At 70.3% G+C, this 24,674-nt stretch carries 20 protein-coding genes and 1 pseudogene; 11 read left to right on the forward strand and 10 right to left on the reverse strand.

Annotated elements, in window-relative coordinates:
- Window positions 1-3 precede the first annotated feature (3 nt).
- Window positions 4-1,848, forward strand: a complete 1,845-nt coding sequence (gene mutL, locus KF737_RS00495; RefSeq protein ID WP_296449054.1) for a DNA mismatch repair endonuclease MutL — start codon at window positions 4-6, stop codon at window positions 1,846-1,848.
- Window positions 1,849-2,037: 189 nt separating this feature from the next.
- On the opposite strand, the gene rsmD is transcribed toward mutL, so the two are convergent.
- Window positions 2,038-2,604: a 16S rRNA (guanine(966)-N(2))-methyltransferase RsmD gene (gene rsmD, locus KF737_RS00500; RefSeq protein WP_296449056.1), complete on the reverse strand. Its 567-nt coding sequence runs from the start codon at window positions 2,602-2,604 to the stop codon at window positions 2,038-2,040.
- Window positions 2,605-2,750: 146 nt separating this feature from the next.
- On the opposite strand from rsmD, the pseudogene KF737_RS00505 reads away from it, so the two are divergent.
- A pseudogene (locus KF737_RS00505) lies at window positions 2,751-3,374 on the forward strand (enoyl-CoA hydratase/isomerase family protein); the annotation flags it as partial.
- Here the strand turns inward: KF737_RS00505 and KF737_RS00510 are convergent.
- Window positions 3,331-4,488, reverse strand: a complete 1,158-nt coding sequence (locus tag KF737_RS00510; RefSeq protein ID WP_296449058.1) for a pseudouridine synthase — start codon at window positions 4,486-4,488, stop codon at window positions 3,331-3,333. The pseudogene KF737_RS00505 and the gene KF737_RS00510 sit on opposite strands and share 44 nt — an antisense overlap.
- 12 nt (window positions 4,489-4,500) lie before the next feature.
- Between KF737_RS00510 and tadA the strand changes: the two genes are divergently transcribed.
- The 3 genes from tadA to KF737_RS00525 all read left to right on the forward strand — a co-directional run bounded on the left by tadA (window position 4,501) and on the right by KF737_RS00525 (window position 6,576).
- A complete protein-coding gene (gene tadA, locus KF737_RS00515; RefSeq protein WP_296449061.1) occupies window positions 4,501-4,941 on the forward strand; it encodes a tRNA adenosine(34) deaminase TadA in 441 nt (146 codons plus the stop codon).
- Window positions 4,942-4,964: 23 nt separating this feature from the next.
- Complete coding sequence (locus tag KF737_RS00520; RefSeq protein ID WP_296449064.1) at window positions 4,965-5,423, forward strand: DUF6265 family protein; 459 nt, start codon at window positions 4,965-4,967, stop codon at window positions 5,421-5,423.
- A 250-nt stretch (window positions 5,424-5,673) separates the two neighbouring features.
- Entirely contained in the window at window positions 5,674-6,576 is a 903-nt protein-coding gene (locus KF737_RS00525) for an SDR family NAD(P)-dependent oxidoreductase (RefSeq protein ID WP_296449067.1), read from the forward strand.
- Between the two features lie 149 nt (window positions 6,577-6,725).
- Here KF737_RS00525 and KF737_RS00530 read toward each other — a convergent pair whose 3' ends face one another.
- Window positions 6,726-7,310, reverse strand: a complete 585-nt coding sequence (locus tag KF737_RS00530; RefSeq protein WP_296449068.1) for a GNAT family protein — start codon at window positions 7,308-7,310, stop codon at window positions 6,726-6,728.
- Window positions 7,311-7,549: 239 nt separating this feature from the next.
- Window positions 7,550-8,305 carry a sulfite exporter TauE/SafE family protein gene (locus KF737_RS00535; protein WP_296449071.1) on the reverse strand — a complete coding sequence of 252 codons (756 nt, stop codon included), beginning with the start codon at window positions 8,303-8,305 and terminating at the stop codon, window positions 7,550-7,552.
- Window positions 8,306-8,524: 219 nt separating this feature from the next.
- On the opposite strand from KF737_RS00535, the gene KF737_RS00540 reads away from it, so the two are divergent.
- The gene (locus KF737_RS00540) at window positions 8,525-8,899 is read left to right on the forward strand and encodes a hypothetical protein (protein ID WP_296449074.1); all 375 of its coding nucleotides are present in this window, start codon (window positions 8,525-8,527) and stop codon (window positions 8,897-8,899) included.
- Complete coding sequence (locus KF737_RS00545; protein WP_296449076.1) at window positions 8,896-9,516, forward strand: SMI1/KNR4 family protein; 621 nt, start codon at window positions 8,896-8,898, stop codon at window positions 9,514-9,516. Before KF737_RS00540 ends, KF737_RS00545 begins: the two co-directional genes overlap by 4 nt.
- A 59-nt stretch (window positions 9,517-9,575) precedes the next feature.
- On the opposite strand, the gene KF737_RS00550 is transcribed toward KF737_RS00545, so the two are convergent.
- From KF737_RS00550 to KF737_RS00565, 4 genes are all read right to left on the reverse strand, one after another.
- Window positions 9,576-10,919, reverse strand: a complete 1,344-nt coding sequence (locus KF737_RS00550) for an acyl-CoA dehydrogenase family protein (protein ID WP_296449078.1) — start codon at window positions 10,917-10,919, stop codon at window positions 9,576-9,578.
- Window positions 10,920-10,994: 75 nt separating this feature from the next.
- A complete protein-coding gene (locus KF737_RS00555) occupies window positions 10,995-11,345 on the reverse strand; it encodes a sigma factor (protein WP_296449080.1) in 351 nt (116 codons plus the stop codon).
- Window positions 11,346-11,476: 131 nt separating this feature from the next.
- A complete protein-coding gene (locus tag KF737_RS00560) occupies window positions 11,477-11,902 on the reverse strand; it encodes a hypothetical protein (RefSeq protein WP_296449083.1) in 426 nt (141 codons plus the stop codon).
- A 92-nt stretch (window positions 11,903-11,994) separates the two neighbouring features.
- Window positions 11,995-13,656, reverse strand: a complete 1,662-nt coding sequence (locus tag KF737_RS00565; RefSeq protein ID WP_296449085.1) for a M28 family metallopeptidase — start codon at window positions 13,654-13,656, stop codon at window positions 11,995-11,997.
- A 201-nt stretch (window positions 13,657-13,857) separates the two neighbouring features.
- Here KF737_RS00565 and KF737_RS00570 point away from each other — a divergent pair, with 201 nt between their 5' ends.
- From KF737_RS00570 to KF737_RS00585, 4 genes are all read left to right on the forward strand, one after another.
- Complete coding sequence (locus KF737_RS00570) at window positions 13,858-15,285, forward strand: efflux transporter outer membrane subunit (protein WP_296449088.1); 1,428 nt, start codon at window positions 13,858-13,860, stop codon at window positions 15,283-15,285.
- 8 nt (window positions 15,286-15,293) lie between these two features.
- A complete protein-coding gene (locus KF737_RS00575) occupies window positions 15,294-16,352 on the forward strand; it encodes an efflux RND transporter periplasmic adaptor subunit (RefSeq protein WP_296449090.1) in 1,059 nt (352 codons plus the stop codon).
- Window positions 16,349-19,477 carry an efflux RND transporter permease subunit gene (locus KF737_RS00580; protein ID WP_296449092.1) on the forward strand — a complete coding sequence of 1,043 codons (3,129 nt, stop codon included), beginning with the start codon at window positions 16,349-16,351 and terminating at the stop codon, window positions 19,475-19,477. The genes KF737_RS00575 and KF737_RS00580 overlap by 4 nt, the downstream gene beginning before the upstream one ends.
- 230 nt (window positions 19,478-19,707) lie before the next feature.
- Window positions 19,708-22,200: a DEAD/DEAH box helicase family protein gene (locus KF737_RS00585; protein ID WP_296449096.1), complete on the forward strand. Its 2,493-nt coding sequence runs from the start codon at window positions 19,708-19,710 to the stop codon at window positions 22,198-22,200.
- Between the two features lie 188 nt (window positions 22,201-22,388).
- Here KF737_RS00585 and KF737_RS00590 read toward each other — a convergent pair whose 3' ends face one another.
- The gene (locus tag KF737_RS00590; protein ID WP_296449098.1) at window positions 22,389-23,444 is read right to left on the reverse strand and encodes a hypothetical protein; all 1,056 of its coding nucleotides are present in this window, start codon (window positions 23,442-23,444) and stop codon (window positions 22,389-22,391) included.
- Between the two features lie 470 nt (window positions 23,445-23,914).
- Complete coding sequence (locus tag KF737_RS00595) at window positions 23,915-24,661, reverse strand: class II aldolase/adducin family protein (protein ID WP_296449103.1); 747 nt, start codon at window positions 24,659-24,661, stop codon at window positions 23,915-23,917.
- Window positions 24,662-24,674: the final 13 nt, after the last annotated feature.

The following is a 24,674-nucleotide window of genomic DNA, read 5'->3' on the forward strand; positions in this document are numbered from 1 at the left end:
CCGATGCCGATCCACCGCCTCCCGCCCGAACTGATCAACCGCATCGCCGCCGGCGAGGTGGTGGAACGGCCCGCGAGTGCGGTCAAGGAGCTGGTCGAGAACGCGCTCGACGCCGGCGCAGCCGAGGTGCAGGTCCAGGCCGACGGCGGCGGGCTGACCCGCATCCTGGTGGCCGACGACGGCGCCGGGCTCTCTGCCGAGGAGCTGCCGCTGGCGGTGGAGCGGCACGCGACCTCGAAGCTCGCGCCCGACGACGCCGGCGACTACGACCTGCTGCGCATCGCCACCCTCGGCTTCCGCGGCGAGGCCCTGCCCTCCATCGGCTCGGTGGCGCGGCTGTCGATCGCGAGCCGTGCGAAGGGCATGGCCGACGCGCACGCGATCTTCGTGGAGGGCGGGGCGGTGGGCCAGGTGACCCCGGCGGGTTTCCCCGGCCCGCACGGGGCGCGGGTGGAGGTGCGCGACCTCTTCTACGCCACGCCCGCGCGGCTGAAGTTCATGAAGTCCGAGCGCTCGGAGAGCCAGGCGATCGGCGAGGAGCTGAAGCGCCAGGCCATGGCGCACGAGGCGGTGGGCTTCGCCCTCGACCTCGACGGCCGGCGCACGCTGCGGCTGCCCGCGGAGGCGGCCGGCGACGCGGGCCGGCTGGCGCGGCTGGGCGCGGTGATGGGCCGGGAGTTCTCGGAGAACGCGCTCCTGATCGACCACGAGCGAGAGGGCGTGCGGCTCACCGGCTACGCGGGCCTGCCGACCTACAATCGGGGGAACGCCGCGCACCAGTACCTGTTCGTGAACGGCCGTCCGGTGCGCGACCGGCTGCTGCAGGGCGCCCTGCGCGGCGCCTACGCCGACTTCCTGGCGCGCGACCGGCACCCGGCCTGCGCCCTCTACATCGAGCTCGACCCGTCGCTGGTCGACGTGAACGTCCACCCCGCCAAGGCCGAGGTGCGGTTCCGCGATCCGGGGCTGGTGCGCGGCCTGATCGTCAGCGGCCTGCGCCATTCCCTGGCCAGCGCCGGGCACCGGGCCTCGACCACCGTCTCGATGGCCGCGCTGGGCGGGTTCCGGCCGCAGGGCTTCCCGCCGCCGCGCCCCTCCGGCGCGGGCTTTTCGGCCTGGGCGCAGGGCGGCTGGACGCCGAACGCCGTGACGGCCGTCGCACAGGCGATCCCGGGGCTGTCGGAGGTCTCGGCGCGCTCGGAGGAGCCCTACGCGCCCGGCGTCGCCGAGGACGGCCCGGCTGCGGCGCCCGCGTTCGACCCGGTGGACCATCCGCTGGGCGCGGCCCGCGCCCAGGTCCACGAGACCTACATCGTCGCCCAGACCCGCGACGGCGTGGTGATCGTCGACCAGCACGCCGCCCACGAGCGCCTCGTCTACGAGCGCATGAAGGGCGAGCTCAGCGAAGGCGGCGTCGCGCGCCAGGCGCTGCTGCTGCCCGAGGTGGTGGAACTCGATCCCGCCGAGGCCGAGCGGGTCGTCGCCCGCGCCGAGGAGCTCCTGGCTCTGGGCCTCGCCATCGAGAGCTTCGGCCCCGGCGCGATCCTGGTGCGCGAGGTCCCGGCCCTGCTGGGCGAGACCGACGCGGCGGGCCTGGTCCGCGACATCGCCGACGACCTCGCCGAGAACGGCCAGGCGCTGGCGCTGAAGGAGCGGCTGGAGGACGTCTGCTCGACCATGGCCTGCCACGGCTCGGTGCGCGCCGGCCGCCGGCTGACGGCCCCCGAGATGAACGCCCTGCTGCGCCAGATGGAGGCCACGCCCCACTCCGGCCAGTGCAACCACGGCCGTCCCACCTACGTCGAACTCAAGCTCGCCGACATCGAACGCCTGTTCGGACGGCGGTGAGCGCCTGGCCCGGAGCCCGAGACCCGGCGCTCGGCCGACAGCGTGACGATCGGCTTCGAGGCGCCGAAGGGCCAAAGGCCGAACCGCGTCCTGGAAAACGTCCGCACGCCTCACCATCGTCATCCCGCGGACAAGCCGCGGGATGACGGCGTGGGGGAGCGTTGTCGGGCGCAGGGCGCCGGGGGATACTTACGCCGCGAACCTCAGGAAATGCACGCGCGCGGCGCCGTAGTCGCGGGCGTCGAGGGGTTCGTAGCCGGGGGCGTCGAAGGGGGGCTCCGTGACGCCGCGTTCGAAGACCACCACCACGCCCTCGGCCAGCCAGCCGCCTTCGGCGAGGCGCGCGAGCGCCTGTTCGCCCAGGCCCCTGGCGTAGGGCGGGTCGAGGAAGGCGAGGTCGAAGGCGGGGCCGTCCGCGCCCGGACGGACGCCGAGGTCGATGGCGCTGCGCCGATGGACGCGGGTGCGGCCGAATAGCCCCATGGCGTCGACGTTCTCGCGGATCGCGCCGCGGGCGGCCTCGTCGGTCTCGACGAAGAGGCAGAACTCCGCGCCGCGCGACAGGGCCTCGAAACCCAGCGCGCCGGAGCCGGCGAACAGGTCGATCACGCGGCGTCCGCGCACGCCCTCGCTCCACGGCGCGTGTTCCAGGATGTTGAAGATGGCCTGGCGGGCGCGGTCCGAGGTGGGGCGCGTGGCGTCGCCCTGCGGTGCGATCAGCGCCTTGCCGCGGAATTCCCCAGAGACGATGCGCAACGCTGGCTCCTTGTGGCGTCCGCCGCCTCGTTCCAAGGTTTCGGCCAACAATCAAGAGAGACGGGAGAAGCGCCATGGGCCTGGTGACGGTGGAGCGCCGCGGCGGGACCGCGATCATGACCTACGCGAACCCGCCGTGGGGCACGATGACGGCCACGGGCGCGCAGGAGATGCTGGACCTGTTCCGGCCGCTGGCCGCCGACCCGGCCGTGCGTTGCGTGGTGATCACCGGCGGGCTGCCCGGCATCTTCATCCGCCACTACGACGTGGACGAACTCGCCGGCATGGGCGAGGCGCTGAAGGACCGGCCCCCGCCGCCGTCCCAGGACGGGCCGCCCGAGTCGGGCTTCCTGGCGCTGGTCGACGGGATCGCCGCGGCGCCCAAGCCGGTGATCGCGGCGATCAACGGGCTCTGCATGGGCGGCGGGTTCGAGCTGAGCCTCGCCTGCGACCTGCGCATCGCCGACCCGAAGGCCGAGGCCATCGGCCTGCCCGAGACTCGCGTCGGCATCTTCCCCGGCGGCGGCGGGACGCAACGGCTGCCGCGCGTGATCGGCGAGGCCCGGGCGCTGGAGGTGATCCTGCGCGGGCTGACGTTCACGGGCGAGCAGGCGCACGCGATCGGGATGGTCCACGAGGTGGCGGCCGACCCGCTGGCGAGGGCCTTGGAAATCGCGGCCGAGTTCGAGGCGAAGGGCGCCGAGGGCGTGGCCTACGCCAAGCGCCTCACCCGCGCGGCCCTCGACCGCCCGGTGGCCGAGGGGCTGGCCGACGAGCGGGCGAGCTTCCTGGCCGTGATGGGGACGGCTTCGGCCCGCGCGGGCCTGGACGAGGGCCGGCGGCCGGCCGAGATCCAGAAGGCCTAGCCGCCCCTTCGGCGCTGGGCCCCTTCGAGGCCTTGCGCTTCGGCGGCGGGTGCGGGCGGGCCTTGAGCTTCGGCTTGGCCCAGCCGGCCTTGTATTCCTTCTTGCCCTTGGGCTCGGCGGGCGCGGGCCGGGCGGTTTCGGCCTGCGCGGCGGCCTGTTCGCGGCGGCGCTGCTTCGCCGGCGTGCGGTACTGGGGCCGGTCGCCGGTGGGCAGGTTGGCGGGGTCGATGTGCTGGGCGAACTGCTCGCGGACCACGCGCGGTCCGACTTCCTCCAGCTCGCCGACGCCCAGGGTCCCCAGGGCCAGCGGCCCATAGGCCAGGCGGATCAGCCGGTTCACCTTCAGGCCGATGGACTCCAGCACGCGGCGGACCTCGCGGTTCTTGCCCTCGTGCAAGGTGACGGTGATCCAGAGGTTCGCGCCCTGCGGCCCTTCCCTGGCCTTGTCGAGCCTGGCCTCGACGGGCCCGTACTTCACCCCCTCGACGGTGACGCCGGCCTTCAGGCGGTCCAGCCGCTCCTGGGTGGTGCGGCCGTGCGCGCGGGCGCGGTAGCGGCGCACGATGGCCGTCGACGGCATCTCCAGCGCCCGCGCCAGCTCGCCGTCGTTGGTCAGCAGCAGCAGGCCCTCGGAGTTGAGGTCGAGGCGGCCGACCGAGATCAGCCGCGGCAGGCCTTCGGGCAGCGCCTGGAAGACGGTCGGGCGGCCCATGGGGTCCTTGTGCGTCGTCACCAGGCCCACGGGCTTGTGGTAGCGGAAGAGGCGCGCGGGCTCGGGCTCGCCCACCACCTCGCCGTCGAGGGTGACGATATCGCCGGGCGCGACCTTCACCGCGGGCGTGTCCAGCGTGCGGCCGTTGATCGCCACGCGGCCCTCGCCGATCAGCCGCTCGACGTCGCGGCGCGAACCGACGCCGGCGCGCGCCAGCAGCTTGGCGACGCGTTCGCCGCCCTCGCCATCCGCGGGTTCGTCTTGACCGTCGTCGTCCGGCTGGGGTCTGAGGGGATCGTGGACCATGATCGCCGGACAATGCGCATCGCGCTCGAAGCCGCGCAAGCCGCCGCCGAGGCCGGCGAGACGCCGGTGGGCGCCGTCGTGGTCGATCCGGCGACCGGCGAGGTGGTGGCCGTGGGCGCGAACCAGCCGATCGGATCGCACGATCCCACCGCGCACGCCGAGATCGTGGCATTGCGGGCGGCGGCGCAGAAGCTGGGCAACTACCGGCTCACGGGCCTCACCCTCTACGTGACGCTGGAGCCCTGCGCGATGTGCGCCGGGGCCATCAGCCACGCGCGGATCGGGCGGGTGGTGTTCGGCGCGGAAGACCCCAAGGGCGGCGCCGTCGTGAACGGCCCGCGCGTCTTCGAGCAGCCCACCTGCCACTGGCGGCCGAAGGTGGAGGGCGGCGTGCTGGGCGAGGAGGCGGGCGAACTGCTGCGCGGCTTCTTCCGCGCGCGCCGCAAGCCGTGAGCGGAGCAAGGATGTCTCGAGCGTTGCGACCCATCCTTGCCGCCCTCGCCGCCGTCGCTCTCGCCTCTGCCGCCCACGCGGCGCCGGCCGACGACATCGCCAAGCTGGGCTGGATGGCCGGGAGCTGGATCCACGAGAAGGACGGCGTGGTCACGCGCGAGGCGTGGCTCCCGCCGCTGGGCGGGGTGATGGCGGGCGCGGGCCAGACGAACACGCCGGGCAGGCGCCCCTTCGTCTCGCACTACAAGATCACGCCCGAGCCGGCGGGCGCGACCTTCACCGCCATCCTGCCCGGCCAGCCGCCGACGGCCTTCGTGCTGCTGCCCGGCAAGGACGGCGAGGCGGTGTTCGAGAACAAGGCCCACGACTTCCCGCAGCGCGTCATCTTCCGCCGCTGCGGCGGCGCGCTGTGTGCGCGGATCGAGGGTGAGATCAAAGGTAAGCTCGAGTTCGAGGCGTGGCGCTATCAGCGGCTCAAGTAGCGTCGCCGTTCATCATCCCATCGCGTGTCATCCCGGTTTCGCCGCAGGCGAAGACCGGGACCCAACCATCGGGTGCTTTGAGCTTGTGAGAATGGCACGGCGGTCGAGGCCGCGCTGGATGCACGGAGCACCGGACGGTTGGGTCCCGGTCTTTGGCTACGCCAAAACCGGGATGACAATCGGTGGGGGATGACAAGTTGTGGGCGATGACAACATGATGCTTCCAAACAACGGTATGGAGGAGGACGTCATGGCGGGACTGCTCGAGGGCAAGGTCGCGATCATCACCGGGGCCGGCAACGGGCTGGGCGAGGCCTACGCGAAGCTGTTCGCGAAGGAGGGCGCGGCGGTGGTCGTCAACGACCTGGGCGGCGCGCGCGACGGCTCCGGGGCCGACAAGTCGGCGGCGCAGAAGGTGGTGGACGCCATACAGGCGGCCGGCGGCCGGGCGGTGGCCAACGGCGACGACGTGTCCACCCTGGCCGGCGGCGAGAACATCCTGAAGACCGCGCTCGACGCCTTCGGCCGCTGCGACATCCTCGTCTGCAACGCCGGCATCCTGCGCGACAAGACCTTCGCCAACACCTCCGAGGCCGACTGGGACGCGGTGATCAAGGTCCACCTGCGCGGGACCTACAACTGCGCGCTGCCCGTCTGGAAATACATGAAGGATCACGGCGGCGGGTCGATGGTGCTGACCTCGTCCACCTCGGGCCTCTACGGCAACTTCGGCCAGACCAACTACGGCGCGGCCAAGGCCGGCATCTACGGCATGGTCAGGGTGATGGCGATCGAGGGGCGCAAGTACAACATCCGGGTCATGGGCCTGGCGCCCGGCGCCTACACCCGCATGACCAGCGACCTCCCCGGCCGCAAGGACCGCGAACCCGACCCGCTGTCGCTGCCCGAGAACGTGGCCCCCGGCGTGCTGTTCATGGCCTCGGACCTGGCCGCCGACCACTCGGGCAAGATCCTGGGCGTCTCCTCGCGCGGCGTGCGCGAGATCAAGATGATGGAGACCGAGGGCTTCGAGCCCGGCCGGCCCTACACCGCCGAGGAGGTGGCGAAGAACGCCGACAAGGTCTTCTTCCCCACGCCGGAGTCGCGGCGGGTGGAATCCGTGCGGATGGTCCAGCCCAAGGCGCCGGCCTAGGCGCACTGCGGCGGCAGCGCCCCCTCCACCACTTCGTGGTCCCCCTCCCCCGCTTCGCAGGGGAGGTTCGCGTTTTCCAGTACCTCCCCCATTCATGGGGGAGGGGGACCGCGAAGCGGTGGAGGGGGCGCTGGGGCCGTGCGCCAACCTTAGGAGAACGCCGCCAGCCGCGCCTCCAGGCCGTCGCGCACGGCGGGCCATTCCGCGGCCAGCACCGAGAAGTGGACGGTGGAGCGGATGCGGCCCGTCCACGTGACCTTGTCGTCGCGCAGGATGCCCTCCTGCACCGCGCCCAGCTTCAGCACGGCGGCGCGGCTGCGGGCGTTCGCCGCGTCGACGCGGAACTGCACCCGCTGGGCGCCGCAGGCGAAGGCGTGGCCGAGCAGGAGGTGCTTGGCCGCCGGGTTCACCGCGCCGCCGCGCGCGTCGGGGTGGTAGTAGGTGAAGCCGATCTCGACGGTGTTGTGGTGGTTGTCGACGTCGATGTAGGTGCTCATCCCGCAGACCCTGCCGCCCGCGATCACGGCGAACGGGATGGTCTTGCCGGCCGCCGCCTCGCGTTTGAGCCGGTCCCAATGGACGTCGAACTGATCGCCCAGCATCGAGATGACGTAGAGATCGCGCCACAGGTCGGGGTCGGCGGCGCACGCCGCCCGCAGCGGCTCCCTGTGCGCCTCGGTGAAGGGCTCCAGCCGGACGCGGGCGTTCTCCAGCACCTGGGTGTCGAGCTTCATGACGTCGTCTCCTGCGGGATCGGAGCGCTGCCTTAGCCACGGACCGGCCTGCCCGAAACGGCCAATCCGCCACAATTAGCCAGACCACTTCCGGCGACCGGCCACGCTTTTCGGATGACCGCGTAAAAAATCGCGCGCGGCGGCCTTGCGGCCACCGCAGCGCAACATATCTGAGGCGTGCCCATTCCTGGGCGTTTCCTCCCTATGACTTCCGGCCGGGCCTCGCGCCCGGCCTTCTTTTATCCGGCGTGCGTGAGCAGTTGCGCGGCCTGGATCAGGTAGCTCACGCCCACGGCGGTGACGATCCAGCGGGTCCAGCGCTTGAAGTTCACGTCGCTCATCCGGTCCAGGATCATGCCGCCGCAGACGGTGCCCAGCATCGAGAGCGGGATGGCGATGGCGAACACCTGCCAGGGCGGGATGCCGACGTTCGCGCCGGTCACCAGCGGCGCGCCGTAGACCAGGATCTTGGCCAGGTGGGCGAACACCTGGGTCGCGGCCTTGGTGGCGACGATGGCGTGGCGCGTGAGTTCGGTGCGCACGAAGAAGATGTCGAGCAGCGGGCCTGCGACGCCGGCGGTGAGGTTCAGGCCGGTGACGGTGAGGCCCGAGACGAAGGCCTGCGGCGGCTTGGCGGCGTCGAGGTTGATCCAGCTCTGCGGCAGCCAGGTGAGGAACGGCACCAGGCCCAGCAACAGGAAGAGCAGCGGCTTCGAGGGGACGAAGCTCAGCATCCAGACGCCGGCCATCGCGACGAACGAGGCCGCCGCGTACCAGCCGACGATGTCCCAGCGGACGTGCCTACGATGCAGGACGGCTCGCCAGCCGTTGGCGACGAGCTGAAGGATGCCGTGGGTGACGAAGGCCGCCTGCACGGGCAGCACGAAGGCCAGCGCCCCCATCAGCACCAGGCCGCCCGCCATCCCGAACACGCCCGAGAGCGTGGCCGTGACGAAGGCCATGGCGACCACGAAGGCCGCGGAAATCAAAGACATGGTAGTCCTCCGGAGTTGCGATGGGCTCCGGAGGACGGGCACAGGCCGCCTCCGGTCGCTCATCGGCTGCGCGTCGCGCGCGGGACGGAGAGGGCGCTGCGAGCCTGTCGAGGCGAGCGCCGCGGGGGCCACGACCGCAGTCGGGCGGGATATGGCGGTTTGCAGTCTGCAAAGCGGCGTTCGCTTACACTGAAGCTGAGCCCAGCGCCACTTTGCCGGATGAAACAGGCGGCGAAGCGTCACGCCTTCGCCACCCCAACGCTCGTCATCCCGCTCGGCGCCGCACAAGAACTCTCCGCCCGCGCCATCCCCGGCGCCGCGGCCAGCGCCAAAATGTTTGGCGGGACCGAATTCATGCAGAGGCTTGGGGGATTTCGATGGCTGAGATGCCAAAGGAGAAAGCGCGTTCGGTACTCGACCCTGTGGGAGACGAGGTCGCGGATGGTGCGTAACGGCGAATTCGTCGATTATTCCGTGACGCCGATCTACGGACGCGAAGCCTTGCCGCCTCGCTTCGTCATGATGACGGCTCGTGGATCCAACGGCTCACAGATGGCGCGGATCGTGGAAAACCCGGCTGGACGACCGAGGTGAGCATCGGGAATCTCCTGCGCGTCGTGCCGCCGCCTGAGAGGCCGGGCGATCCGTTTCCCGGCCCGTGGCGCGACATCGAGGCAAAGCTCGGGACGGCGTTGCCGAGCGACTACAAGGCCTTCGTGCGGGCGTACGGCCGCGGGAAGTTCATGGGACACATCTGGATCTGGACGCCGCGAGCCTGGGACCCGTACGACAGGCTCGAGTCGATGGCGCCAACCGTCCTGAAGTTGTTTCGCGAGGACGAGGACTTCACGTTTCCACTCTGGCCCGAGCCCGGCGGCCTGTTGCCCTTCGGCTCGACACTCGATGGGGACTACCTCGCCTGGACGACGTACGGCTCACCCGACGATTGGACTGTCACCGTGCTGGATCGAGGCATGGGCTATCAGGAGGCCCATACCTACGGATGTGGCATGACGGATTTCCTCGCGGGCGTGGCGACCGGTGAAATAGGCGCACCGGCGTTTCATCCAGGCATCCTGGAGTGCGAGCACCTGTTCATCCCGAACCCACGAGGCCCCGATCCGGTCGTAGAGATAGGTTGGCGGCTCGGCCCGTTCGGCGGCAGCGGTACATCGACGAGCCGCCTCGGGCGCAGCCAGTCTGGTTCCTGAATCGAAAGAGCCCCGGCTTTCGCCGGGGCTCCCACGACATACCCGATCGGATCGGGACCTTAGTTCCGGAAGACCGCCGCCAGGGAGGGGTCGTTCGGCATTTCGCGGTACTGTTGCAGTTCGTTGCGGCCGACCACCATGTGGTGGACTTCGTCCGGGCCGTCGGCGATGCGGAGCGTCCGGGTGTTGGCGTACATGCGGGCGAGCGGCGTGTGCTGCGACACGCCCAGCGCGCCGTGCATCTGGATCGCCTGGTCGATGATCTGGCAGACCTTCTCGGGCACCATCGCCTTGACCATGTGGATCCAGATGCGGGCTTCGCGGTTGCCCCGCACGTCCATCGCCCTGGCCGCCTTCAGGACCATGAGGCGCATGGCCTCGATCTCGATGCGGGCGCGGCTCACCTTCTCGATATTGCCGCCGAGCTGGATGATCGGCTTGCCGAAGGCCACGCGGGTCATGCCGCGGGCGACCATCAGGTCGAGCGCCTTCTCGGCCGAGCCGATGGCGCGCATGCAGTGGTGGATGCGGCCGGGGCCCAGGCGGAGCTGGCTGATCTCGAAGCCGCGGCCTTCGCCGAGCAGCATGTTCGAGGCCGGCACGCGCGCGCCGTTGAAGCGGATGTGCATGTGGCCGTGCGGCGCGTCGGGGTCGCCGAACACCTGCTGGCCCTGCACGATCTCGACGCCCTCGGTGGGCAGCGGCACCAGGATCTGCGACTGCTGCAGGTGCGGCGGGTCATTCTCGCCGCCGGTGCGCACCATGCAGATCATCACCTTGCAGCGCGGCGAGCCGGCGCCGGAGATGTAGTGCTTCTCGCCGGTGATGACGTACTCGTCGCCCACGCGCACGGCGCGGGTGTCGATGTTCTTGGCGTCGGAGCTGGCCGTGTTCAGCTCGGTCATGCAGTAGGCCGAGCGGATCTCGCCCTTCAGCAGGGGCTCCAGCCACTGCTTCTTCTGCTCGGGCGTGCCGACGCGCTCCAGCACCTCCATGTTGCCGGTGTCGGGCGCGGCGCAGTTCATGATCTCGGAGGCGAGGCGCACCTTGCCCAGCTCGACGGCGATGTAAGCGTAGTCGAGGTTCGACAGGCCCTCGCCCGTCTCCGCGTCGGGCAGGAAGAAGTTCCAGAGGCCGGCGGCCTTGGCCTTGGCCTTGGCGGCTTCCAGCACTTCGAGCTGGCCGGGGGCGTATTGCCACGGGTCGGGGCGGCCCTCGCCCAGGCGGTGCCATTCCTCGGAGGCGGGCTCGGCCACGTCTTTGATGAACGCCTTCACGGCGTTGTAGAGCGGCAGCGCCTTGTCCGACATGCGCAGGTCGTTGAGGTCGTCCTGCGGCGAAAGGCCGAAGCTGGACTGCGCCTGCGTCTTGGCGCCGGCCGGCCGGTCGGAGGTCATGGTCATCGGGGCTGCTCCCAGGGTTTTTTCTCTGCTGTCTGTTCTGGCGCACTTTCAGCCAGATTCAAACAACTGTTTTAGTCACGGGCGCGTCATCGCGCCGATGCCGACAAGGCTCAGCCGCGTCGGAGGGTCGTCGGAGGCGGCGGCCTCGGCCAGGGCGTCCAGGGTGGTGAAGTCGGCCCGCCGGCGCTTCGCGGCCAGGATGTGCGTGGTCGCGACGTTGTGGGCCACGCGGTAGACCCAGGTCCGCAGCGAGCAGCGGCCGTCGAAGCCGGCGAAGCTGCGCCAGAGCGCGACGTGGATCTCCTGGGCGAGGTCGCGCCGCAGGTCCGGGTCGGCCTCATAGGCGCGGGCGAGGCGTTCGAGCGCGGCGCCGAATCCGGCCGCCGCGGCGTGGTAGCGCTCGTCCTGGGAGAGGTCTCCCGCCATCGCGTCCCGGTATCCCTTCCGTTCAGGAAGGTAGTCGCCGGGACGCAGGAGGTCTTACGAGAGTTCTGCGATCAGCGGCGACGCGACGCCCGAAGGTCCCGCAATCGCCGCCGCGGGGCGCGGCCAGCGCGCTATTTCACCGGCGCCTTGTCGGCGCTCGCGCAGACGGCCGTGAGCAGCGCGGCGTTGTCGGCGCCGTCGGCCTTCTTGGGCGTGTCCTTGCGCCAGGTGTCCTTGATGTCCAGCGGCTGGCTCGGCTTGTACGAGCCCAGCGTGATCATGTTCCGCTTGGCGCAGTCGAGCGCCACGACGCTGCCGACGCCGTCCGGCTTGCCCGGGCCCGAGGGGCCGATCTTGGCCTCGGGCTTGGAGACCGCCTGCATGACCACCACGCGTCCGGTCTCGCGGTCCTTGTAGGTGTAGTCGGCGTCGTAGGACCACTGGATGCCGTTGCCGGAGTCCACGTACTTGGTCCAGGCCTCGGCGGACGCGGCGCCGGCCAGGGCGAGCGGGGCCAGGAAGCCGAGGGTGGTGGCGAGCGCAAGGGCGCGGCGCATGGGCGTATCTCTCCAAACGATCGTTCGAACGTTGTTCAGACGGAACCTAGCGGCGGTTTCGGGGCGCCTCCACAGAATTCGCGCGCGGCGCATCACCGCCGCTCGGCCCTGGTCTTGTCGCGCTCGGCCTTGAACTCGGCGCCGTCCTTCCAATCGGGCCAGAGGCGGCTGTTCGCCAGCTTCTGGCCCAGTTCGAACAACAGGGCGCCGTCGGCCTCGAAGCCTTTCGGGTCCCAGGACGGGTCGAACTCGTCGGCGGGCTGGTGGTACTTGTCGGCGGTGTAGGCCCTGGCCTTGGCGTCGCCGGCCGCCTTGCCGCCTTCGAACAGGTCGCGGCCGCCGCCGAAGCTGATGGCCGGCACGCCGACCTTGGCGAACGGGAAGTGGTCGGAGCGGAAGAAGCTGCCCGCCTCCGGCCGCGGATCGGGCGTGTAGTAGCGGCCGTGCGCCTTGCCCACCGCGATCAGCTCGTCCTGCAGGGTCAGCGGGGCGTTGCCCGACGTCGTGAAGTCGTGCGCCAGGCCGTTCGGGCCCACGCCGTCCATGTTGATCACGCCCACGGTGGTCGCCAGCGGATAGAGCGGCGACGACGCATAGTACTCCGTGCCGAGCAGGCCCTTCTCCTCGGCGGTCACCGACATGAAGACGATCGTCCGCTCGGGCCGGGGCGCCTTGGCCGAGAGGCGCGCCAGCTCCAGCAGCATCGACGTGCCGGACGCGTTGTCGAGCGCGCCGTTGTAGATCCTGTCGCCCCGGGCGTCGGGCAGGCCGATGCCCAGGTGGTCCCAGTGCGCCGTGTAGAAGACGCGCTCGTCGGGGTGTTTGGCGCCGGGGATCGCGCCTACGACGTTGTGCGAGACCACCTTCTGCGCATCGACCCTGTAGTCGGTGGAGAAGGTCACGCCCTTCAGCTCGACCGGCCTGAAGTCGCGGGTCCGGGCCTGCTTCTTCAGCGTGTCGAGGTCGTAGCCCCCGGCCTTGATCAGCTCGGCCGCCGGGTCGCGCTGCACCCAGCCTTCCAGCGGCGCGTGGTCGGTCGACGGGTCCTTGCGGATGACGTCGAAGATCTCGTTGGTGTTGGAGTTCTTGACGGTGGCCCAGCCGTAGGAGGCCGGCGCCGTCTCGTGGATCACCAGGAAGCCGATGGCGCCCTGCCGCGCGGCCTCCTCGAACTTGTAGGTCCAGCGGCCGTAGTAGGTCATGGCCTTGCCGCCGAAGTCGCCGCCGTTCCCGGTATCCGTCTCGAAGTCGGGGTCGTTGACCAGCACCAGGGCGACCTTGCCCTTCAGGTCGACGCCCTTGAAGTCGTCCCAGTTGCGCTCCGGGGCCTTCACGCCGTAGCCCACGAACACCACCGGCGCGTCCTTCACCGTCAGGTGGTCGCCGATCAGGGTCGCGCGGATCGCGATCTCCTGGCCTTGCGTCCAGGTCTTCGTCTCGCCGCCCAGCTTCACGCTCACGGCCACGGGGCCGGAGGTCTGCGAGCGCACCAGCGGCACGTCCTGGGTCCAGGCGCGGGTCCCGTCCTTCTGCTTGTCGCCGGCCGGCTGAAGGCCCGCGGCCTTCATCTGTTCCACGAGATAGGCGACGGTCTTCCTCTCGCCTTCGCTGGCCGGTGCGCGCCCCTCGAATTCGTCGGACGAGAGCACCCTGATGTCCTCGAGGATGCGGCCCGCGTCGATGGACGGACCGGCGGCGACGGCGGACCCCGAGGCCAGGGCCATGACGGCGACGGTGAGGAGAAGCTTTTGCATACGGGGGCTCGCAATCGGGTCGAAAGTTGCGCGACCCTAGCGACGGCCGGGGCACGTCGCCAGCGCGGCTTGGAATAGTCGCGTTCGGTCAATCCGTTGCCGGTATGTGTCCTTTGCGCAATTCCCCCGACGCCCCGGGCAGTGTAGACGGCCCGCTCAAGTTCTTACGGCGTCCGCCAAACCTCCCCATCCCGGCTCCGCATGCGACTCAAGTTCCTCCTCCTGGCCGCCGGCGTCGTTCTGGCGGGATGCGCGACGCCGCGCGAGGCGGACGTGCGCCTGCCCGCGGGCTATGAGGCCGGGGCCGAGGCGCCCGCCGGGGCGATCCCGCTGGATACCTGGTGGACCGCCTACTCGGACGCCCAGCTCACCGAGCTCGTGCAGCAGGCGCTCGCGCGCAACACCGACGTCCGCACCGCCCGCTCGCGCCTCGACGAGGTGAAGGCCCAGCGCACCAGCGCCGTCCTGCAATACCTGCCGCAGGGCGACCTCGCGGCCTCGGGCCGGCGCACCGACACCGACCAGATCGGCGGCACGGTCGCCAACATCCCGGGCTTCTCCACCTCGGGCGTGTCCGAGCAGTACGGCGCCAATTTCAACGTCTCGTGGGAGGTCGATCCCTGGGGCCGCGGCTTCGTGGCCTACCGCGCCGCCAACGCCGAGGTCGACCGCGTGCGCTTCGCCTACGAGGCCGCCCGCGCCCAGGTCGCCGCCCAGACCGCCGACGCCTACTTCCAGGCCAAGGGCCTCGCCATCCAGCTCGCCGACGCGCGCGAGACGTCGCGCATCCAGCAGGAACTCTACGACCTCGCCTCGAAGCGCGCCGCCGCCGGGATCGCCGCCACCTCCGAGCCCGACCGCGTCGCCGGCGACCTCGCCCAGGCGCAGGCCAACGTGGCCGCCCTGGACGCCCAGCTCCAGATCCAGAAGCGCGCGATCCTGATCCTGGCCGGCCGCGTCTTCGAGCCCACCGCCAGCATCGCCGCCACGCCGGACGTGGGCGAGGCGCCGGGCGTCCCGGCCTCGCTGCCCAGCGACCTGCTGCAACGCCGGCCCGACGTGCGCCAGGCGCAGGCCGCCGTCCGCTCGGCCGCCGCCCAGCAGAAGCTCGCCGGCCTGGCCTTCTTCCCCAGCTTCACGCTGACCCCCGGCCTCGGCTGGTCGCGCATCGAGCAGCCCGGCTTCTCGTCCGAGACCACGAGCTGGACGATCGGCGGCTCGGTGATGCAGCCGCTGCTGTCGATCCCGCGGCTGATGTCCGAGCTGAAGGTGCAGAACGCCCGCGCCGAGCAGGCCGTCACCGCCTACGAGAAGACCGTGCAGACCGCCTTCCAGGAGGCCGAATCCTCGCTGGTCGGCCTCGACGCCGACCGCCGCCGCGTGGCCCTTCTGCGTGACGGCGAGGCGCGGGCGCGGCGCGCCTTCGAGGCGGCCCGCATCGGCTACGAGCGCGGGCTGACCGACCTCAACACCACCCTGTCGTCCGAGCAGGCCTGGCGCGCCGTCCGCGCCCAGCTCACCTCGGCCGAGGTCCAGGCGCTGCGCCGCTCCGTCCAGGCCGTGAAGGCCATCGGCGGGGGCTGGCCGGCCCAGAAATACGCCCAGGCGCGGCCCGAGGCTGCGCGGTGAGACAGAACATGAAGCGCATCACCCTCCTCATTCTGCCGCTGGTCGCGGTCGCCGCCCTGGCGGGCTGCCGCAAGCCGCCGGAGCAGCAGACCGAGGCTCAGCGGGCGCGCGCCGTGACCGTGGTGCGGATCGAGCCGCGGTCGATCGTGGGCTCGCTGACCGCCTCGGGCGACCTGCTGCCGCGCGAGGAGGCCGCCGTGCTGCCGGAAGTGAACGGCTACCGCGTCGCCCGCGTGCTCGCCGACGTCGGCCAGTACGTGAAGGCGGGCCAGACCCTCGTCCAGCTCGATCCGACCCTGCTGGAGGCGCAGATCGCCGCCTCGCAGGCGCAGGCCGCCCAGGCCGAGGACCAGGCCCGCCGCGTGAGCGGGCTGGACGGGCAGGGCGTGCTGAGCCAGGAGCAGATCGAGCAGCGCCGATTCCAGGCCAAGGTCGCCACCGCCAACCTGCGCAACCTGCAGACCCAGCGCCGCAAGCTGGCGGTCGTGGCCCCGGTGTCCGGCCTGATCCTGGAGAAGACCGTCCGCCCGGGCGACCTCGCGGCCGGCGCGGGCACGCCGTGGTTCCGCATGGCGCGCGACGGCCAGGTCGAGCTCGCGGCCGACCTCGCCGAGGCCGACCTCGCCCGCGTGCGCCCGGGCCAGTCGGCCACCGTGACCCTGCCCGGCGGCGGCGTGGCGAACGGGCGCGTGCGCCTGGTCAGCCCGCAGATCGATCCGCAGACCAAGCTGGGCGAGGTCCGCATCACCCTGCCGGTCCGCCCGGACATCCGCGCCGGCGGCTTCGCCCGCGCGGTGTTCGACGACGCCTCGGCCAGCGTGCTGGCCGTGCCGGAAGCGGCGATCCGCTACGACGCCAACGGCGCCAGCGTGATGGTCGTCGGCGCCGATGACCGGGTGAAGCGGGTCATGGTCCAGACCGGGGCCCGCGGCGGCGGCCTGGTGCAGATCGTGAAGGGCCCGCCCGCCGGATCGCGCATCCTGGCCAACGCCGGCGCGCTCTTCCTCGACGGCGACATGGTGCGCCCCTCCGACGCTCCGGCGGCGAAGCCGGCGGTCAAGCGATGAGCGAGGGCCACCGCAGCGGATTCCCCGTCTCGGCATGGGCGATCCGCAATCCGATCCCGGTCGCGGTCCTGTTCATCGGCCTCGTGCTGGCCGGCCTGATCGCCTATTCGGGCCTGGCGGTTAAGCAGTATCCCAACGTCCAGTTCCCGGTGATCGCCGTCACGGTCACCCAGTCGGGCGCCGCGCCCGGGGAGATGGAGACCCAGATCACGCGCCCGGTCGAGGACGCCGTCTCCGGCGTCACCGGCGTGCGCAGCATCCAGTCGGTGGTCACCCAGGGCGTTTCCACCACCTCGGTCCAGTTCGAGATCGGCACGAACCTGCAGAAGAAGACCGACGAGATGCGCTCGAAGGTCGCCCAGGCCCGTGCGCAGCTCCCGCGCGATATCGACGAGCCGCAGGTCACCCAGCTCGAGATCGACGACGCGGCCCCCATCCTGACGATGGCGGTCTCGGCGCCCTCCATGTCGGACGACGAGCTGTCGTGGTTCGTGGACGATACGGTCGCGCGCGCCCTGCAGTCGGCGAAGGGGGTGTCGCAGACGTCCCGGGTCGGCGGGGTGTCGCGCGAGATCAACGTCATCGTCGATCCTGACCGGCTGGCCGCGCGCGGGCTGACCGCCAGCCAGCTCAACACCGCGCTCCGGGCCTTCCAGGTCGACGCGCCCGGCGGGCAGGTGACGGTGGGCGACCGCGAACAGACGGTCCGCGTGCTGGGCACCGTGCGCACGGTGGAGCAACTGCGCGAGCTCACCATCCCGACCGGCGGCGGCCAGTTCGTGCGCCTGACCGACGTGGCCGAGGTGGGCGACGGGGCGTCCGACGTGCGCGGCTTCGCGCGCCTCAACGGCCGGCCCGTGGTCGGCTTCCAGGTCGCCAAGACCAAGGAAGCCAGCGACGTCGACACCGAGGACGCGGTGCTGGCGAAGCTCGCGGAGCTGGAGAAGGCCCACCCGGAGGTCAAGTTCTCGACCATCTTCTCGTCGGTCACCGAGACCCGGGCGAGCTTCCACGCGACCAAGAACGTGCTGGGCGAAGGCATGCTGCTGGCCGCGCTGGTGGTGTTCTTCTTCCTGCGGAACTGGCGGGCGACGGCGATCACGGCGCTGGCCATGCCGATCTCGCTGATCCCGACCTTCTTCGTCATGAAGATGGCCGGCTTCTCGCTGAACATGGTGACGCTGCTGGCGCTCACCCTGGTCATCGGCATCCTCGTCGACGACGCGATCGTCGAGATCGAGAACATCGAAAAGCGCGTCGAGCGCGGCCAGCGCCCGTACCAGGCCGCGATCGAAGGGGCCGACGCGATCGGCCTGGCGGTGGTCGCGACCACCATGGCGATCGTCGTGGTGTTCACGCCGGTGTCGTTCATGCCCGGCATTCCGGGCCAGTTCTTCAAGGAATTCGGCCTGACCGTCTCGGTCGCGGTGATCTTCTCGCTGGTCGTCGCGCGCCTGGTGACGCCGTTGCTGGCCGCCTATTTCCTGAAGGCGCAGGCGTCGCCGCACGAGCGCAAGCCGTTCAAAGGCTTCTACCGCAACGCGCTGGAGTGGGCGCTGGCCCACCGGATCGTCGCCGCGATCATCGGCGGCGTGTTCTTCGTCGGCTCGCTGTTCCTGGTCCCGCTGCTGCCGGCAGGGTTCCAGCCGGCGGGCGACCCCGACTACATGTACGTCGAGATCCAGGGCCCGCCGGGCGCCACCGTGGCCGACATGGAGACCACGTCGCAGCGGATCACCGACCTGTTCGCCAGGCAGCCGGAGGTCACCGGGGTCTTCGTCCAGATCGGCTCGACCGTCTCCAGCTTCGGTCCCGGCAGCGGGGCCAGCGGCGGCGGCGACCTGCGCAAGGGTACGGCGACGATCCTGCTGCGCGAGGACCGCAAGGTCAGCGGCGACGAGATCCGCAACCGGCTGCGCGAGGAGCTGCGGAAGATCCCCGACGTGCGTCTCGGCTTCCTGAGCTTCGAGGGCAGCGCCGGCTTCCAGCAGATCCTCACCGGCGACAACGGCCCCAACCTGGAGCTGGCGGCGCTGGAACTCGAGCGCCAGATGCGCACCCTGCCCGAACTGGCCGACCCGAAGCAGTCGACCCCGCCGGTCGGGCCCGAGATCGTGATCCGGCCGAAGCCGGCCGAGGCCGCGCGTCTCGGCGTGTCGTCCGACGCCATCTCCGCGGTCGTGCGGATCGCCACCGTCGGCGACATCGACGCCAACGTCGCCAAGTTCAACGAGGGCGAGCGCCGCATCCCGATCCGGATCCGCCTGCCGGAAAGCGCGCGGACCGACCTGCAGCAACTGCGGGACCTGCGGGTGCCCACGGCGAGTGGCGGGACGACGACGCTGGAGAGCGTGGCCGACATCACCTTCCAGGCCGGCCCGGCCCGGATCGACCGGCTGAACCGCGAGCGGCGGGTCATGCTCGTGGCCGAACTGAACGGCGGCTACCAGTTGGGCCAGGCGCAGCAGGCGGTGAACAAGCTGCCGATCATGAAGAACCCGCCGCCCGGCGTGCGGCCGGCCTCGATCGGCACGGCCGAGGCGATGGCCGAGCTGTTCGGCGGCTTCGGCATGGCGATCTTCGCCGGCGTGTCGATGATCTACGGCGTGCTGGTCCTGCTGTTCCGCAGCTTCTTCAAGCCGCTGGTCATCCTCTCGGCCCTGCCGACCGCGGTCGGCGGCGCGTTCCTCGGGCTGCTGACCTTCAACCTGTCGCTCTCGATCCCGTCGCTGATCGGGTTCCTGATGCTGCTGGGCCTGGCGGCGAAGAACTCGATCCTGCTGGTGGAGTACGCCATCGAGCGCGAGCGCGAGGGCATGAGCCAGCACGACGCGATCGTCGAGGCCTGCCGCGAGCGGGCGCGTCCGATCGTCATGACGACCTTCGCCATGGCCGCGGGCATGCTGCCCACCGCGTTCGCGCTGGAGAAGGGCGCGGAGTTCCGCCAGCCCATGGCCGTCGCGGTGATCGGCGGCCTCATCACCTCGACCGTGCTGTCGCTGGTGCTGGTGCCGGTGGTCTACGAGTTCGTCGACGACTTCGAGAACTGGATCAAGCCGAAGCTCGCCCGCCTGGTCACCCCGCGCGACGCCGCCCGCGGGCCGGCGCCGGAAGACCGCCTCTAGCGCGCCCTCGGTATCGGTTCACCGGCAGGCTGCGGAGCAGCTTGGCATAGGCGGCCGACTGGAAGACCTGGCGGTCGCACCGCCGCAGCGCCCTCATAATCGACAACGCGCCAGAGATCCGCTGAACATCTCCAATCCCGGCGGTTCGCCAGCAAGCCAATGACGTTGTTCCTGCCGTGTGCAACTGGTCGAACAAGACGGGAGCCTGATCCACAAACCGAGCCGCGACGATGAAGAATGATCGCGAAAATGCTGCGGAAATCGCCCGCATCCGAAGTCGGCTGGCATCGCTTGATACCGAACGCAGAAAACTCGCGACCGAGCTCGCCGCACTCGAACGTGGACAAGCGGCGTGGACGCCCGCCGATCATCGTTCAGAGCCCACCGCGAACACGTCGACCGTGACGGCCAAGTCCTCGACAGCGGCCAAGGTCGACCTGTTTCGCCGCCTGTTCGTCGGCCGGTCCGATGTGTTTCCGGTCCGTTGGGAGAACCGAAAGACTGGCCACGCGGGATATGCGCCCGCATGCGCCAACGAGTGGGTGAAGGGTGTTTGCGGCAAACCTCAAGTCAAGTGCGGGGCGTGTCCCGGCCAAGCATTCATCCCGGTCTCGGACGAGGTCATTGAGAGACATCTGCGCGGCGGCGGCCAGAAGGCGTCAGACAGCGATTTCGTCGCCGGCGTCTATCCGCTGCTCCCCGATGAAACCTGCTGGTTTCTGGCGGCGGATTTCGACAAGGAGAATTGGGTGGCGGATGCGTCGGCCTTCGTCGAGACCTGCCAGGCAAAGGGCATCCCGGTCGCCCTCGAACGATCACGGTCCGGCAGGGGCGGACATGTCTGGATCTTCTTCTCCGAACCCATCGCGGCCCGCACCGCGCGCCAGCTCGGCGCGGCGATCCTCACCGAGACGATGGAGCGGCGACCGGAGATCGGTTTCGAATCCTATGATCGTCTCTTTCCGAGCCAGGACACGATGCCCAGCGGCGGGTTCGGGAATCTGATCGCGCTGCCCCTGCAGCGCCGCGCTCGCGAAGGCGGCAATAGCGTCTTTATCGACAAGGACCTGTGTCCATATGACGATCAGTGGGCGTTCCTGTCGTCGCTGCCACGACTCCCCGCCGACGCGGCGACGAAGATCGTCGCGGAGGCCGAGACGCGCGGCCGTGTGTTGGCCGTGCGCATGCCCGTCGAGGACGAGGACGCCGACGAGCCTTGGCGCATGACGCCCTCGCGGCATCGCGAGCCGGCTCCGATCAACGATCCCATGCCAGGGAAGATTCGCCTTGTCCTTGCAGACCAGATCTATGTCGATCGAACGGAGGCGCCGCCCGCGCTGACGGCGCAGTTGATCCGCCTGGCGGCCTTTCAGAATCCCGAATTCCATCGTGCGCAATCCATGCGGCTGCCGACGTTCGACAAACCCCGGATCATCTCGTGCGCCGAGCTTCATTCCCGCCACGTCGGGCTTCCGCGCGGTTGCCTGGACGAAACCGTCGAACTGATCCGAGCGCTTGGTTCCGAAGTCGAGATTCAGGATCACCGTTCCGCCGGCGCGCCGCTCCCGGATGGCGTGAGCTTCCAAGGCGCGCTCCGCGGCCCGCAGATCGAAGCCTTCGACAAGCTCATGCCGCACGACCATGGCGTGCTGGCTGCGACGACCGCGTTCGGCAAGACGGTCGTGGCCGCAGCCCTCATCGCCAGGCGGGCGCGAAACACGCTGGTCCTCGTCCATCGCCGCGCCTTGCTCGCTCAGTGGACCGAGCGTCTCAAAGCCTTCCTCTCGATCGACGCCAGGGATATCGGCGCCATCGGCGGTGGGCGTCGGAAGCCGACCGGCGTCGTTGACGTCGCGCTGATCCAGAGTCTGGTGCGACGGGGCGAGGTGTCCGACCTAGTCGCGGACTACGGTCACCTCGTCGTCGACGAGTGTCATCATCTGTCCGCGGCGAGCTTTGAACTGGTGGCCAGGCGGGCGAAGGCGCGGTACGTGCTTGGATTGTCCGCGACCGTGACGCGCAAGGACGGTCATCACCCCATCATCTTCATGCAATGCGGCGCTGTTCGGCACAGAGTCAGCGCGTGCACTCAGGCGACAGAGCGGGGCGTCGTGCATCGCGCTTTGTTCAAGCCGACGACGTTCCGGTTACCTCCGCCCCTGGCCGAGCTGGACCGCCCGACCATACCCGCGATCTATGCCGCGCTCGCGCGGGACCAAGCACGCAACGATCTGATCTTCGAAGACGTGCTGAAGGCGTTGGAAGCGAAGCGCTCGCCCATCGTGCTGACCGAGCGCCGGGATCACCTTGATCACCTTCAGCAGCGCTTCTCGCGCTTCGTGAGCAACCTGGTCGTCCTGCGCGGCGCGATGTCGGCGGCCGAGCGCAAGGCGTCGGAGGCGGCGCTGCAAGTCGCGGACGATCAGGAGCGGCTCATCCTGGCGACCGGCCGCTACATCGGAGAGGGTTTCGACGACGCCCGGCTCGACACGCTCTTCCTCACCATGCCGATCTCCTGGCAGGGCACGCTCGCGCAGTATGTGGGCCGGCTTCACCGGCAGCGCGAAGGCAAGGCGGAAGTTCTGGTCGTCGACTACGTCGATGAACGGGCGCCCGTGCTGGCGCGCATGGCGGCGAAGCGACGGGCCGGATATCGCGCGCTCGGCTACGTGATCGAACAATCGGCAGAGCGCGCGCCCGCTGACCGTCTCGGGCCGGCTTGATGGTCCTGCCGCGGGTCCTCAGGTTGAATTGACTGTCCGAGAATGTCGTAGCCGGCGCCTGGCGGGAGTATCCGCATGCTGGAGGAACAGCTCCATATCCGCCTGTTGACCGAGACACGCGCGCGGCTCATGCGCCGATGCCGGCCTGAGGCTGCGGCAAGAGAGCCGCGCTCCAGGACAGGAGACGACTATCCCAGGGCCTGCAACCGCTCGATGAAGCGTGTCTTGGCGGCGTGACGGGTGCGGATCTTCTGCAGTCGAGCCTTGAAATGCGCCGTGGACCCGTCCTGCTCGGCGATGGCCCCGAGATCGTGGAGGAGGGCGGCGGCCCGAGCGTAGGCGGCGCCGTTGCGGCGTTCGATCTCGGCTTCGGCCTGGGTCCAGACGGCTTCGCCGCGTCTGCGGATGGAGTCCAGGCGGGCCCGACGCCCGCGCTCCGCCGCCTTCGCCTGCCGTTCGGCTTCCGCCTCGAGCCGGGCGATCTTCTCGCGTTCGCGGGCGATGCGGATGGCCTCGGCGCGGACGCGCAGGTCAGCGACGGTCCTCGCCGCGCCTTCCATCCCCGCGACGACCGACCTGGCGAGGTCGGGCTCGTCCGCGACCGGGCGGAACGGGCGCTCGGCCGCCGCGGCGGCCAGGTCGGGATCGATCCCGAAGAAGTCCACGAAGGCTTCGAGCGGACCCGTCAACGGCCCGAGGCCCGGCAGCGGCTCCGGATCTCCGAGTTCCACGGCGTCGCCTTCGACCGCCGTCAGCCAGAGGAGATAGAAGACCCTAAGGTCGCCGCCGAGCACGTCGGCGCGCAGCGGCGCCATGGCGGCGAGCGACTCTGATCCGTCGTCCCAGGCCTCGCCCTCGACCTCCTCGACAAGGATGTCGAGGATCAGGTTCCCGCCGACGACGCGCTGACGCACGCCGTCCACGTCTCCAAGGCAGGCCGCGAGCGCCTGCCGGTCGACGAGCCGCTCCGGCCACCGGATCATCAGCCGGCGCGTTCCCCAGTTCGACAGGTAGAGATGGAGGTCGAACCATTTCTCCATCAGGCGCGCCGGATCGCCCTTGAAGTCACCCCACTCATAGTGGTTGCTGAAGCTCGTCGCAGTGATGTTCGCTCGCGTCGACAGAGCGCGCAACGCCTTGCGATCCCCCTCGCCGAGCGGCCGATCGACGGCCCGGAACTCATAGTACTGATATTCGCTCATCGTCTTCCGAGCCCAATTCTCCGGCCGTCGGCAGCGAAACACCCCCCTTCCGGGAAGAGCGGCTCCGGGAGCTTCGCCTCGCGGCTTCTGGGACTACTGGAGCCCCCGGCTGCCAGAACTGCCACGGGCAATCGTATCTTCACGCTGGCGGTTCGTCTGAGGAAAACGAGAACCCAACGAGTTTCATAGTGAAAGCCCTCGCCGTCGGCCTCCGTCATCTCGCCCAGGCTTCTGGGTTTGGATGGATATGCGCGTGGAAAAGAGTAGGCGAGGACCGATGGCGACGACCTGCGCGCCCGGCGGTCCTCGATGCGGTCGCCGCGCCATCCGGCCATCGGCCGGCGCGGCGACGTCGGCGAGCCTTCACGCGGCGTTCGGCGGGACGGACCTAGGCCGGCCCACGCGCGGCGGGCCGCCCCCGACGCGGAGCACCGGTCGGTTGGGTCCCTGTCTTCGCCTTGCGGCGAAACCGGGATGACAGTTGAGAGTGAGGCCGACGGGTGAGAGCGGCCCTAGGCCGCGTAGCCGGGCGATTCCGCGTCCAGCTTTCGGAGGAGGGCGGGCCAGGTGAAGGCGCCGGCGGAGCCGTCGAAGAGGGAGCGGGACTGGTCGGTGACTTTCTCGGGCACGCCCTGGTTCGGGGTCGCGAGGCGGGCGCCCGTGGACTGGGCGCGGACCTGCATCGTGCAGGCGCGCTCCAGGAAGTAGATCGCCAGCCACGCGCCGGCGCAGCTCGGGCCGACGGCCAGGGTGCCGTGGTTGCGGAGCAGCATCAGGTGGCGGTCGCCGAGGTCGTGGACCAGGCGCTCGCGCTCGTCGAGGTCGAAGGCGATGCCCTCGTAGTCGTGGTAGGCCACCTGGCCCGCGACCATCATCGCGTGCTGCGACAGCGGCAGCAGGCCGTCGGCCTGGGCGGCCACGGCGACGCCGTCGTCGGTGTGCAGGTGGATGACGCACCGGGCGTCGTCGCGCGCCATGTGCAGCGCCGAGTGGATCACGAAGCCGGCCGGGTTCACCGGATGCGGGCTGTCCTCGACCGGCTGACCGTCCAGGCCGACCTTCACGAGGTTGGATGCGGTCACTTCGCAGAACCGCAGCCCGAACGGGTTGATCAGGAAGTGGTGCTCCGGTCCCGGGACGCGCGCCGAGATGTGCGTGAAGATCAGGTCGTCCCAGCCTTCGAGCGCGGCGAGGCGGTAGACGGCGGCCAGGTCGCGCCGGACCTCGGCTTCGGTCTGCAAGGGTGCGTCGTAGGGCATGGCGGGGCTCCGG

It is taken from the genome of Phenylobacterium sp. (assembly GCF_019636135.1).
In the GTDB taxonomy this organism is placed as follows: domain Bacteria; phylum Pseudomonadota; class Alphaproteobacteria; order Caulobacterales; family Caulobacteraceae; genus Phenylobacterium.

Bases quoted from the DNA above. Each gene is read 5' to 3' on its own strand.
- tadA (WP_296449061.1), top strand. From the start codon at position 4,501: ATGCGCATCGCGCTCGAAGCCGCGCAAGCCGCCGCCGAGGCCGGCGAG.
- KF737_RS00550 (WP_296449078.1), bottom strand. From the start codon at position 10,919: ATGACCATGACCTCCGACCGGCCGGCCGGCGCCAAGACGCAGGCGCAG.
- KF737_RS00535 (WP_296449071.1), bottom strand. From the start codon at position 8,305: ATGTCTTTGATTTCCGCGGCCTTCGTGGTCGCCATGGCCTTCGTCACG.
- KF737_RS00555 (WP_296449080.1), bottom strand. From the start codon at position 11,345: ATGGCGGGAGACCTCTCCCAGGACGAGCGCTACCACGCCGCGGCGGCC.
- KF737_RS00540 (WP_296449074.1), top strand. From the start codon at position 8,525: ATGAAACAGGCGGCGAAGCGTCACGCCTTCGCCACCCCAACGCTCGTC.
- KF737_RS00525 (WP_296449067.1), top strand. From the start codon at position 5,674: ATGGCGGGACTGCTCGAGGGCAAGGTCGCGATCATCACCGGGGCCGGC.
- KF737_RS00510 (WP_296449058.1), bottom strand. From the start codon at position 4,488: ATGGTCCACGATCCCCTCAGACCCCAGCCGGACGACGACGGTCAAGAC.
- KF737_RS00575 (WP_296449090.1), top strand. From the start codon at position 15,294: ATGAAGCGCATCACCCTCCTCATTCTGCCGCTGGTCGCGGTCGCCGCC.
- KF737_RS00560 (WP_296449083.1), bottom strand. From the start codon at position 11,902: ATGCGCCGCGCCCTTGCGCTCGCCACCACCCTCGGCTTCCTGGCCCCG.
- KF737_RS00585 (WP_296449096.1), top strand. From the start codon at position 19,708: ATGAAGAATGATCGCGAAAATGCTGCGGAAATCGCCCGCATCCGAAGT.
- KF737_RS00595 (WP_296449103.1), bottom strand. From the start codon at position 24,661: ATGCCCTACGACGCACCCTTGCAGACCGAAGCCGAGGTCCGGCGCGAC.
- KF737_RS00580 (WP_296449092.1), top strand. From the start codon at position 16,349: ATGAGCGAGGGCCACCGCAGCGGATTCCCCGTCTCGGCATGGGCGATC.
- KF737_RS00565 (WP_296449085.1), bottom strand. From the start codon at position 13,656: ATGCAAAAGCTTCTCCTCACCGTCGCCGTCATGGCCCTGGCCTCGGGG.
- KF737_RS00570 (WP_296449088.1), top strand. From the start codon at position 13,858: ATGCGACTCAAGTTCCTCCTCCTGGCCGCCGGCGTCGTTCTGGCGGGA.
- KF737_RS00530 (WP_296449068.1), bottom strand. From the start codon at position 7,310: ATGAAGCTCGACACCCAGGTGCTGGAGAACGCCCGCGTCCGGCTGGAG.
- mutL (WP_296449054.1), top strand. From the start codon at position 4: ATGCCGATCCACCGCCTCCCGCCCGAACTGATCAACCGCATCGCCGCC.